The sequence below is a fragment of the Microcella sp. genome (assembly GCF_030645145.1).
Lineage (GTDB): Bacteria > Actinomycetota > Actinomycetes > Actinomycetales > Microbacteriaceae > Microcella.
This window is the reverse complement of record NZ_JAUSMI010000045.1, coordinates 1-8,931: the sequence shown is the minus strand read 5'-3', so window position 1 is coordinate 8,931 and position 8,931 is coordinate 1. Positions and strand designations below refer to the sequence as shown.

The window sequence follows — 8,931 nt, the reverse complement described above, 5'->3', positions numbered from 1 at the left end:
CAGATGGGCAGGCGCGACGGCGAGTGGGCGGTGCGGTGGAGTTCGACCGACGTCCATCCCGAGCTAGGGGACACCCAGCGGATGGCTTTGCGCTCGACGGCGGCACCGCGGGCGCGGGCGGAAGCGCACGCGGCGCGGGCCGTCGCGCCGGTCGCGAGCCCGTCGTCGACGACGACGACGGTGCGCCCGCGCAGGTCGAGGCGCGGGATGCCGCGGCGGTAGCGCTCGACCCGACGCGCGAGCTCGGCGCGCTCGGCGGCCTCGATCCCGGCGAGAGTCGCCTCGGAGACTCTGAGGGAGCGGATGACCGCCGCATCGAGCACGCGCGCGCCGTCCTCCGCGATCGCGCCGATCGCGTACTCGGGCTGCCAGGGGGCACCGAGCTTGCGGACGACGACGAGGTCGAGCGGAGCGTCGAGGGCGCGCGCGACGACGGCCGCGACCGGCACCCCGCCGCGGGGCAGGGCGATCACGACGGGCTCCACGAGCCCGAGGGGCCGAAGGGCGTCGGCGAGGCTCCGCCCGGCGTCGTCGCGATCGCGAAACACGGCGGTCACCGCGCCCGACCGGCCCGCCGAACGGGTCGAGGGGTGTCGATCATGCCGGAGTCCTTCCGCGCGAGAGGCCTACGCTACTCGCGTGCACCGCGGACAGCGATGCCGAGCTCACCGAGGAGACGCCATGCCCCAGTTCATGCTCATCATGCGCTCGACCGACGAGGCGCTCGCGGCCTCGAAGGAGGTCGACTTCGAAGAGGTCATCACGGCCATGGGCAAGTACAACGAGTCGATGATGGAGGCGGGCGTCATGACCGGCGGCGCGGGCCTCGCCGATGCCTCGCAGGGCGCCGTCGTGCGCTTCGGTGAGAGCGGCGCCGCGAGCGAGGTCGCGCACGGCGCGTACGGCGAAACGGCCGCGCTCTTCAACGGCTACTGGACGATCGAGACCGCCTCGCTCGACGAGGCCGTGGAGTGGGCGAAGAAGTGCCCGCTCGGCCCCGGCAACGCGATCGAGGTGCGGCGCATCACCGACGAGAGCGACTTCGCCGACTTCGCCGACAACGAGTACATCCAGAAGGAGGAGGGCTGGGCCGCGGAGCTCGCCGACAAGCGGGCCGCGCGCGAGCAGCAGCCCTAGGCGTCGGCCCTAGGCGTCGGCGGCCGCGAGCTGACCGCAGGCCCCGTCGATCTCCTTGCCGCGGGTGTCGCGGAGCGTCGTGGGGATGCCCGCGTCGTTCAGCCGCCGCACGAACTCGTTCTGGACGTCGCGATCGGAGGCCGTCCAGATCGACCCGGGCGTCGGGTTGAGCGGGATCGGGTTGACGTGCACCCACCCGCGGCCGCGCTCGAGCAGCTTCTGCGCGAGCAGGTCGGCGCGCCAGGCGTGGTCGTTCATGTCCTTGATGAGGGCGTACTCGATCGAGACGCGGCGCCCCGTCTTGTCGAAGTACTCGCGCGCGGCGTCGAGCGCTTCGTCGACCTTCCAGCGCGAGTTCACCGGGATCAGCTCATTGCGCAGCGTGTCGTCGGGCGCATGGAGGCTCAGGGCGAACGTGACGGGGACCTTCTCGTCGGCGAGCTTCCGGATCGCCGGCACGAGACCGACGGTCGAGACGGTGATGTTGCGCGCGCTCATCCCAAGCCCGTCGGGCTGCGGCGCGACCATCGTGCGCACCGCGCTCATGAGCCGGGCGTAGTTCGCGAGCGGCTCTCCCATGCCCATGAAGACGATGTTGCCGACGCGATCCGGGGTCTCGTCGCCCTTCTTGCGCCCGCCGAGCCCGCCCTCGGCGAGCACGCGGTTCGCGGCGACGACCTGGTCGACGATCTCGGCGGCCGACATGTTGCGCGTGAGGCCGGCCTGCCCGGTCGCGCAGAACGGGCAGTTCATCCCGCACCCGGCCTGCGAGCTCACGCACAGCGTGATGCGGCCCGGGTAGCGCATGAGCACGCTCTCGACGAGGGCGCCGTCGTGCAGCTTCCAGAGGAACTTGATCGTGTCGCCGTTGTCGGTCGTGAGTCGGCGCACCTCGGTCAGCAGCGGCGGCAGGAGCTCGGCGACGAGCTCGTCGCGGCCCGCGGCCGGGAGGTCGGTCATCGCCGCGGGGTCGGCGGTGTAGTGCGTGAAGTAGTGCGTCGACAGCTGCTTCGCGCGGAACGCCGGCAGCCCGCGCTCGCGCACTGCCGCGACGCGGCCCTCGAGGTCGAGATCCGCCCAGTGCACGGGCGGCTTGCCGCGCTTGGGCGAGGCGAACTGCAGGAGGGGGCGGCCCTCCTCGTCGAGCTTCTGCTGCCAGCCCTCGGTCGCGGGGAGCACCTGCGGCCGGGCATCCGCCACCGTTCGCGGAGCGCCCGCCGTGCCGTTGTTGCGGATTCCGCGCTCGATCGCCATGCCTCCAGGGTACGGGGGTCTAGGCGAGCAGCGCGTCGATCTGGTTCATCGCCGCCGTCATCCCCTCGACCATGCCCATGCTCGTGATCTGCTCGAGATCCTCGAGCGAGTCGAAGACCGTGCGGATGCTCATCACCGTCACCGCGCCGTCGCTGCCGCCCGACGGCTCGATCTCGACGACCATGCGCATGCTCGGCATCGCATCGGTCGGCTCGCCGTCGTCGCCGGAGAAGCCGTCGACGAGCTCGATGCGGCGCGGCTCGTCGATCGCCGTGAAGCGGAACCACGCGGCGCTCGACTCGCCCTCGGGGCCCGTCATCGCGTAGCGGGCCTCGCCGCCGGGCTCGAACTCGTAGCGCGGGAAGCTCGCCGGCCAGCCGGGAGGGCCCCACCAGCGCTCGAGCTGCCGCGGGTCCGCCCACAGCTGCCAGACGCGCTCGGGGGTGGCGACGAACTCGGCGGTGACGGTGAGGGTCAGCGCCTCGCGGTCGATCTCGGTTCCGATGACGGGCATGGCCCGCTCCTTCCTGTCGGTGGTGCCGGTGTCGGTGGTGCCCGTGTCGGTGGTGCCGGTGTCGGTGGTGCTCAGTCCTCCGCGAGCAGGGCGTCGATCGCGGCGACGCGGTGCCGCCAGAGCGCCTCGTACTGCTCGAGGAGCCGACGAGCGGTCGCGAGGGCGTCGGGGTCGGCGGTCACGAGCTGCTCCCTCCCTCGACGGGTCTTGACGACGAGCGACGCGCGCTCGAGCACGGCGACGTGCTTCTGCACGGCCGCGAAGCTCATCTCGTAGCGCGAGGCGAGCGCCGTCACCGAGTGCTCGCCGGTGAGCGCGTGCGTCAGGATGTCGCGCCGCGTCGCATCGGCGAGCGCCCGGAAGAGGCGATCGACCTCATCGGGAGAGAGCATATCTACAACCATTTGGTTGCACGTTAGACCGTGGGCGCGCGCCTGTCAATGGGGTGGTCGCCCCTGGGTCGCTCGCGGCTAGCCTGGCCCCCTCAGACCGAGGAGGGCCGATGACCCGCACACCCCGCCCGTCGGGCGGACCCGACCGAGACCATGACTCTCCCGGCGGAGTGGTCGTGTTCGCGCCGGCGCCGCTGCTCACCATCACGATCGAGGCGGGTCGCAGCGGCGGCGACGTCCACGTGCACGCCGGCGGGCAGGGCATCTGGCAGGCGCGGATGCTCGCGGCGCTCGGTGCGGACGTCACGATCTGCGCCTCCTTCGGCGGCGAGACGGGTCGAGTCGCTCGCACCCTCCTGCTCGACGAGGGGTTCCGCGTGGTGGGCGTCGATCGCGAGGATGCGAACGCCACATACGTCCACGACCGCCGCGACGGCGAGCGCAGCCCCGTGGTCGAGACCGACGACCCGCCGCTCTCCCGCCACGAGCTCGATGAGCTCTACGCGATCACGATCCGCGAGTCGATGGCGGCCGACGTCGTCCTGCTGAGCGGGCCGGCGGGCGATGACGTGCTGCCCGCCGACACCTACCGCCGACTCGCGGCCGATCTCGAGGCCTTCGAGTGCCTCGTGATCGCCGACCTCGCCGGCGAACGGCTCTCGAGCGCGCTCGCCGGCGGTCTCGACCTCGTCAAGACGAGCCACGAGGAGCTCGTCGAGGACGACCGCATCGACGAGACCGAGAAGGACGACGAGGGCGCGATCGCCGAGGCGATGCGGCGACTGTCGGAGGAGGGCGCGGAGACGGTGATCGTCTCGCGCGCGAGCGACGGAGTGCTCGCTCTCGTCGACGGCGCCCTGCTCCGCGTCACGACTCCCGACATGGAGGTCGTCGACACCAAGGGCGCGGGCGACTCGCTCACGGCCGGGGTCGCCGCGACTCTGGCTCGCGACGCCGCCGATGTCCGACGGGCGATCGTCGTCGGCGCGGCCGCCGGCGCGCTCAACGTCACCCGGCACGGGCTCGGCACCGGCGAGGCGAGCACCATCATCGCCTTCGCCGATCACGTCGAGGTCACCGAGCTCGACGCCCCGCACGGCAGCGGCACCGAGAAGGAGGACTGAGTCATGCGCGTGCTCGTCACCAACGATGACGGCTTCGACTCCCCCGGACTCCACGCCCTCGCGCGGGTCGCGATCGCCGCCGGGCACGACGTCGTGATCGCGGCGCCGGACGAGGAGGCGAGCGGCAGCAGCGCCTCCATCACGGCCCACGACGCCTACGCGGTGACCGCTGCCGGCGGCCGCGGGCGGATCCGCGTGAGGGAGGAGGCGATCGTGGGCATCGCAGCGCCGGCGCACCGCGTCTACGCCGCCCCCGCCCTCATCGCCCTCCTCGCGGCGCACGGCTCGTTCGGCCCCGCGCCGGACATCGTGCTCTCCGGCATCAACCGCGGTGCGAACGTGGGCCACGCGATCCTGCACTCGGGCACCGTCGGCGCGGCTCTCACCGGCGGGCTCAACGACGGGCGCGGCCTCGCGGTCTCGCTCGCCGTGGCGAACGCCGAGGAGCACCCGCACTGGGGCACGGCCTCGGCGATCGTCGCGCGCGTGCTCCCCGTCATCGCCGCGCAGCCGATCGGCATCGTCCTCAACCTCAACGTGCCCAACATCGACCCCGCCGGCGCCGCCGCGCTCGAGCTCGTCGAAGCACCCCTCGCGCGCTTCGGCATCGTCCACACGACGGTCACCGAGCCCGACGACGGGCACATCGATCTCGCCATCGCCGACCCCTCGGCGCGCTTCGACACCGGCACCGATGCCGCCCTGCTCGCGGCCGGCGCGGCGACGATCACGAGCATCCGCCCCGTGGTCGAGGCCGAGCACCGGGTTCTCTCGCCCGATGCGCCGCCGTGAGGGCATACCGTTGAGCCATGACCTCTGCTGATTCGACCACCGCGACCGAGGCCGACAGCGCGCCCCCGAGCATCCCCTTCTCGTCGCTGGGGCTCAGCGACGCCGTCATGAAGGCCCTCGACGACGTCGGGTACGAGACCCCGTCGGCCATCCAGGCGGCGACGATCCCGCCCCTCCTGCAGGGTCGCGACGTCGTCGGACTCGCGCAGACCGGCACGGGCAAGACCGCGGCGTTCGCGCTGCCGATCCTCTCGCGCCTCGACCTCTCGCAGAAGACGCCGCAGGCGCTCGTCCTCGCCCCGACGCGCGAGCTCGCGCTGCAGGTGTGCGAGGCGTTCGAGAAGTACGCCGCGCACCTCAAGGGCGTGCACGTTCTGCCCGTCTACGGCGGCCAGGGCTACGGCGTGCAGCTGTCGGCGCTGCGCCGCGGCGTGCACGTCGTCGTCGGAACCCCCGGCCGAATCATGGACCACCTCGAGAAGGGCACGCTCGACCTCACCGAGCTCAAGTACCTCGTGCTCGACGAGGCCGACGAGATGCTCAAGATGGGCTTCGCGGAGGACGTCGAGACGATCCTCGCCGACACCCCCGTCGACAAGCAGGTCGCGCTCTTCTCGGCGACGATGCCCGCGTCGATCCGCCGCATCTCGCAGCAGTACCTCCGCGACCCGGAGGAGATCACGGTCAAGACGAAGACCACGACCTCGTCGACGATCTCGCAGCGCTACCTCGTCGTGTCGTACCAGCAGAAGGTCGACGCCCTCACGCGCATCCTCGAGGTCGAGAACTTCGAGGGCATGATCGTGTTCGTCCGCACCAAGAACGAGACCGAGACCCTCGCCGAGAAGCTGCGCGCCCGCGGGTACTCGGCGCAGGCCATCAACGGCGACGTCGCCCAGGTGCAGCGCGAGCGCACCGTCGAGCAGCTGAAGTCGGGCAAGCTCGACATCCTCGTCGCGACCGACGTCGCCGCGCGCGGACTCGACGTCGAGCGCATCAGCCACGTCGTCAACTTCGACATCCCCGTCGACACCGAGTCGTACGTGCACCGGATCGGTCGCACCGGTCGCGCCGGGCGCTCGGGCGCCGCGATCAGCTTCATCACGCCGCGCGAGCGCCGCCTGCTCGACGCGATCGAGCGCGCCACGCGCCAGCCGCTCACGCAGATGCAGCTGCCGAGCGTCGACGACGTCAACGCCACGCGCCTCGCGCGCTTCGATGACGCCATCAGCGAGGCGCTCTCGAACTCCTCGCTCATGGAGGTCTTCCGCGACATCATCGGCCACTACGTCGAGCACCACGACGTGCCCGAAGCCGACGTCGCGGCCGCGCTGGCGGTCGTCGCGCAGGGAGGTTCGCCGCTCCTGCTCACGGAGGAGGACATCCGCCCGCCGAAATTCAGCCGGGATGCCGACGGTCGCGGTTCCGCGGGCGGTGCGTCCGGCGGCGGCGCGGGCTCCGATCGCGGCGAGCGTCGCCCGCGCCGCGAGGGCGGCCCGGCCCTGGCCCCGTACCGGATCGAGGTCGGCAAGCGCCACCGCGTCGAGCCGCGCCAGATCGTCGGCGCGCTCGCCAACGAGGGCGGGCTGTCGCGCGACGACTTCGGAGCGATCAGGATCATGCCCGACTTCTCGGTCGTCGAGCTGCCCGCCGAGCTGCCGCCGGCGACGCTGCGGAAGCTCGAGTCGACGCGCATCAGCGGGCGGCTCATCGAGCTCAAGCCCGACCGTGGGCCGCGCCGCGGCGCCTCGCGCGACCGCGACGACCGCGGCGGCTCGCGCGGCGACCGCGACGAGCGCCCGCCGCGCAAGCCGCGCCACTGAACCGCGCGGCTACCTGCAGGCCGCGCCACTGAGCAGAGCCGCGCGAGACGCGGCGCCGCTCGGGCGCGCCACTCAGGCGCGCCGCTCAGGCGCGCCGCTCAGGTACGCGCCGCTCAGGTACGCGAGCTCGTCTATCGGTCAGTCGTTGCAGTGAAGCCCGGTGGGCGGCGCAACGAGCGACCGATGGACGCCCGTTGTGGCGCACGAGACGCGGTTCGCGAGCCGGGCGCCCCGCAGGCCTGCACTCCGCCGTGGCGGTGTGCACGTTCTCAGGAGATCCGGTCGGGCGTGCCCCGCGGCACGGGCGTCGATGCGGTCGGGATGCCGATAGTCCTGAGTTCGTGCACGGCCGGGGCTTTGGCTCGGCGCAGACGGTTCGTAGAGCGCTCGCGCGCGTAGCCTGACCCCATGAACCGGGCCACCGAGATGCTCGCCTCGTGCGTCGACCCGACCGTGTACTGCGACGACACGGTCGAGATCCTCAACTCGCCCCTGAACGCGTGGCTGCCGCTGATCCTGGCGATCATCGTCGTGCTGGTCGTCGGCGCAGCGATGCTGCGACTCGTCACTCGGCGCGAACGCGCCCGGCGCGACGCGGAGCGCGAAGGCGCCGAACGCGAGGCGGCTCCCGACGCCTAGTCGGTGCCGGAATCGAAGGCCGAGGCCTCGTTCGCGGCGTCGACCGCCTGGGCGAGCGCCGCATCCGCCGCTGACGACTGCGCCGCCGACTCGGTGACCTCGTCCGCGTGGCCGGCCGTGATGCGGCCGACGAGCTGCGCGGTCGCTCCGCCGATGATGCCCTGCGCCGCGTACTGCTCGAGACGGGCGCGCGAGTCGGCGATGTCGAGGTTGCGCATCGTGAGCTGGCCGATGCGGTCGGTCGGGCCGAAGGCGGCGTCGCCGACGCGCTCCATCGAGAGCTTCTCGGGCGAGTACGACAGGCCGGGGCCGGTCGTGTCGAGGATCGTGTAGTCGTCTCCGCGGCGCAGACGCAGCGTGACCTCGCCGGTCACGGCCGATCCGACCCACTTCTGGATGCTCTCTCGCAGCATGAGCGACTGCGGGTCGAGCCACCGGCCCTCGTACATGAGGCGGCCGAGGCGGCGGCCCTCGGCGTGGTAGTTCGCGATCGTGTCCTCGTTGTGGACTCCGTTGAGCAGCCGCTCGTACGCGATGTGCAGCAGCGCCATGCCCGGGGCCTCGTAGATGCCGCGGCTCTTGGCCTCGATGATGCGGTTCTCGATCTGGTCGCTCATGCCGAGGCCGTGGCGGGCGACGATGCGGTTCGCCTCGAGGACGAGCTCGACCGCGTCGGCGAATTCGACGCCGTTGAGCGCAGTCGGGCGGCCCTCGACGAACGCGATGCGGACATCCTCGGTCTCGATCTGCACCGACGGGTCCCAGAAGCGGACTCCCATGATCGGCTCGACAGTCTCGAGCGAGACGTCCAGGTGCTCGAGCGTCTTCGCCTCGTGCGTCGCGCCCCAGATGTTGGCGTCGGTCGAGTAGGCCTTCTCGGCCGAGTCGCGGTACGGGAAGCCGTGCGCGATGAGCCACTCGCTCATCTCCTTGCGGCCGCCGAGCTCGGTGACGAAGTCGGCGTCGAGCCACGGCTTGTAGATGCGCAGGCGCGGGTTCGCGAGCAGGCCGTAGCGGTAGAAGCGCTCGATGTCGTTGCCCTTGTAGGTGCTGCCGTCGCCCCAGATCTCGACGCCGTCGTCCTTCATGGCGCGCACGAGCAGCGTGCCGGTGACGGCGCGGCCGAGCGGCGTGGTGTTGAAGTACGCCTTGCCGCCGCTGCGGATGTGGAACGCGCCGCACGCCAGAGCGACGAGCCCCTCCTCGACGAGGGCGGCCTTCGCGTCGACGAGGCGGCTGATCTCGGCGCCGTACTC

At 71.9% G+C, this 8,931-nt stretch carries 10 protein-coding genes; 5 read left to right on the top strand and 5 right to left on the bottom strand.

The window, feature by feature from the left end; all coding sequences use genetic code 11:
• Positions 1-557 (bottom strand): phosphoribosyltransferase (locus tag Q7T15_RS02600; protein ID WP_304692995.1); only part of this gene is annotated, 557 nt, incomplete at its 3' end.
• Positions 558-681: 124 nt separating this feature from the next.
• On the opposite strand from Q7T15_RS02600, the gene Q7T15_RS02595 reads away from it, so the two are divergent.
• Positions 682-1,137: a YciI family protein gene (locus Q7T15_RS02595; RefSeq protein ID WP_304692993.1), complete on the top strand. Its 456-nt coding sequence runs from the start codon at positions 682-684 to the stop codon at positions 1,135-1,137.
• A 9-nt stretch (positions 1,138-1,146) separates the two neighbouring features.
• On the opposite strand, the gene rlmN is transcribed toward Q7T15_RS02595, so the two are convergent.
• The 3 genes from rlmN to Q7T15_RS02580 form a co-directional block, all read right to left on the bottom strand.
• The gene (gene rlmN / locus Q7T15_RS02590) at positions 1,147-2,391 is read right to left on the bottom strand and encodes a 23S rRNA (adenine(2503)-C(2))-methyltransferase RlmN (RefSeq protein WP_304692991.1); all 1,245 of its coding nucleotides are present in this window, start codon (positions 2,389-2,391) and stop codon (positions 1,147-1,149) included.
• A gap of 19 nt (positions 2,392-2,410) precedes the next feature.
• Positions 2,411-2,905 carry an SRPBCC domain-containing protein gene (locus tag Q7T15_RS02585; protein WP_304692989.1) on the bottom strand — a complete coding sequence of 165 codons (495 nt, stop codon included), beginning with the start codon at positions 2,903-2,905 and terminating at the stop codon, positions 2,411-2,413.
• A 71-nt stretch (positions 2,906-2,976) separates the two neighbouring features.
• Positions 2,977-3,309: a metalloregulator ArsR/SmtB family transcription factor gene (locus Q7T15_RS02580; RefSeq protein ID WP_304692987.1), complete on the bottom strand. Its 333-nt coding sequence runs from the start codon at positions 3,307-3,309 to the stop codon at positions 2,977-2,979.
• Between the two features lie 98 nt (positions 3,310-3,407).
• Between Q7T15_RS02580 and Q7T15_RS02575 the strand changes: the two genes are divergently transcribed.
• The 4 genes from Q7T15_RS02575 to Q7T15_RS02560 all read left to right on the top strand — a co-directional run bounded on the left by Q7T15_RS02575 (position 3,408) and on the right by Q7T15_RS02560 (position 7,675).
• The gene (locus Q7T15_RS02575; RefSeq protein ID WP_304692985.1) at positions 3,408-4,421 is read left to right on the top strand and encodes a PfkB family carbohydrate kinase; all 1,014 of its coding nucleotides are present in this window, start codon (positions 3,408-3,410) and stop codon (positions 4,419-4,421) included.
• A 3-nt stretch (positions 4,422-4,424) separates the two neighbouring features.
• Entirely contained in the window at positions 4,425-5,213 is a 789-nt protein-coding gene (surE, locus tag Q7T15_RS02570; protein WP_304692983.1) for a 5'/3'-nucleotidase SurE, read from the top strand.
• Positions 5,214-5,230: 17 nt separating this feature from the next.
• Positions 5,231-7,036, top strand: coding sequence for a DEAD/DEAH box helicase (locus Q7T15_RS02565; RefSeq protein ID WP_304692981.1), 1,806 nt, complete (start codon positions 5,231-5,233; stop codon positions 7,034-7,036).
• 408 nt (positions 7,037-7,444) lie between these two features.
• On the top strand, positions 7,445-7,675 hold the full coding sequence (locus tag Q7T15_RS02560; protein WP_304692979.1) for a hypothetical protein: 231 nt from the start codon (positions 7,445-7,447) through the stop codon (positions 7,673-7,675).
• Here Q7T15_RS02560 and argG read toward each other — a convergent pair.
• Positions 7,672-8,931: argininosuccinate synthase (gene argG / locus Q7T15_RS02555; protein ID WP_304692977.1), on the bottom strand; the 1,260-nt coding region annotated here is incomplete at its 5' end. The genes Q7T15_RS02560 and argG overlap by 4 nt on opposite strands.

Coding starts and splice junctions, on each gene's coding strand:
- Q7T15_RS02595 (WP_304692993.1), top strand. CDS start 682: ATGCCCCAGTTCATGCTCATCATGCGCTCGACCGACGAGGCGCTCGCG.
- rlmN (WP_304692991.1), bottom strand. CDS start 2,391: ATGGCGATCGAGCGCGGAATCCGCAACAACGGCACGGCGGGCGCTCCG.
- Q7T15_RS02585 (WP_304692989.1), bottom strand. CDS start 2,905: ATGCCCGTCATCGGAACCGAGATCGACCGCGAGGCGCTGACCCTCACC.
- Q7T15_RS02580 (WP_304692987.1), bottom strand. CDS start 3,309: ATGGTTGTAGATATGCTCTCTCCCGATGAGGTCGATCGCCTCTTCCGG.
- Q7T15_RS02575 (WP_304692985.1), top strand. CDS start 3,408: ATGACCCGCACACCCCGCCCGTCGGGCGGACCCGACCGAGACCATGAC.
- surE (WP_304692983.1), top strand. CDS start 4,425: ATGCGCGTGCTCGTCACCAACGATGACGGCTTCGACTCCCCCGGACTC.
- Q7T15_RS02565 (WP_304692981.1), top strand. CDS start 5,231: ATGACCTCTGCTGATTCGACCACCGCGACCGAGGCCGACAGCGCGCCC.
- Q7T15_RS02560 (WP_304692979.1), top strand. CDS start 7,445: ATGAACCGGGCCACCGAGATGCTCGCCTCGTGCGTCGACCCGACCGTG.